The 1,370-nt window shown below is 54.5% G+C and carries 1 rRNA gene; it reads left to right on the top strand.

Annotation, left to right across the window (positions count from 1 at the left end):
• Window positions 1–167: 167 nt before the first annotated feature.
• Window positions 168–1,370 (top strand): 23S ribosomal RNA (locus ACH6CV_RS18050); the annotation flags it as partial.

The raw sequence follows: 1,370 nt of genomic DNA, 5'->3' as shown, positions 1-1,370 counted from the left end.
ATGCGCACCTTGAAAACTGCACAGGGAAAGAAGAAGGAAAGCGAGCGATCAGCTTCCGGGTCGAGGGACGAAGCGATTCGGAACTTGGAGAGGGAGCGGATTGAGAGGATACTTGCCGGAGGGACGGCATGACGTTCTACAAGTCATGTTGAGCGGCCGGTGAGGTAGATCAAGCGAACAAGAGCACAGGGTGGATGCCCATGGCACTGATTGCCGACGAAGGACGTGGCTAACTGCGAAAAGCCTCGGGGAGCCGTAAGCGGGCTTTGATCCGAGGATGTCCGAATGGGGAAACCCGGCGGGGGTAATGCCCCGTCACCATGAGATGAATTCATAGTCTCATAGGAGGGCACCCGGGGAACTGAAACATCTAAGTACCCGGAGGAGAAGAAAGAAACATCGATTCCCCCAGTAGCGGCGAGCGAAGAGGGAAGAGGCCAAACCAATCCTCTACGGAGGGTTGGGGTTGCGGGCCGGCATAACGCACATCGAACGGGAGACGAACACCGAAGGAAAGCGGGGCCAGAGACGGTGACAGCCCGGTAGTCGAAGCGGGAGATGGCAAGCTGGTACCAGAGTACCGCCGGACACGAGGAATCCGGTGGGAAGCCGGGGGGACCACCCCCCAAGCCTAAAGACGATCAGTGACCGATAGCGCATAGTACCGTGAGGGAAAGGTGAAAAGAACCCCGGGAGGGGAGTGAAAGAGAACCTGAAACCCTGTGTTTACAAGCAGAGGGAGAGCGATAGAAGCTCGACCTTGTACTTTTTGTAGAACGGACCGGCGAGTTACGTTATGCTGCGAGGTTAAGTACTGAAGGTACGGAGCCGAAGCGAAAGCGAGTCTGAAGAGGGCGTTAAGTTGCATGACGTAGACCCGAAACCTGGCGACCTATCCATGGGCAGGTTGAAGTGATGGTAAAACATCATGGAGGACCGAACCAGACGTCCGTTGAAAAGGGCGGGGATGACCTGTGGATAGCGGAGAAATTCCAATCGAGCTAGGATATAGCTGGTTCTCCTCGAAATAGCTTTAGGGCTAGCCTGAGATTAGTCTAGCGGGGGTAGAGCACTGAATGAGCTAGGGGGTGTCAAAGCTTACCGAACTCTATCAAACTGCGAATACCGTGAAGATGATGTCTTGGAGTCAGACGGCGAGTTATAAGATCCGTCGTCAAAAGGGAAACAGCCCAGATCGACAGCTAAGGTCCCGAAGTGTGTGTTAAGTGGGAAAGGATGTGCAATTGCGCAGACAACCAGGATGTTGGCTTAGAAGCAGCCACACATTCAAAGAGTGCGTAATAGCTCACTGGTCGAGTGATTGTGCGCCGAAGATGTCCGGGGCTAAAACACACCACCGAAGCTTCGGG

Origin of the sequence: Anaerozeibacter quisquiliarum (assembly GCF_051162045.1) — a bacterium.
Classification (GTDB): domain Bacteria; phylum Bacillota; class Clostridia; order Christensenellales; family Aristaeellaceae; genus Anaerozeibacter; species Anaerozeibacter quisquiliarum.
The sequence above is the reverse complement of the archived record's forward strand: the minus strand, read 5'-3'. Positions and strand labels throughout refer to the sequence as shown.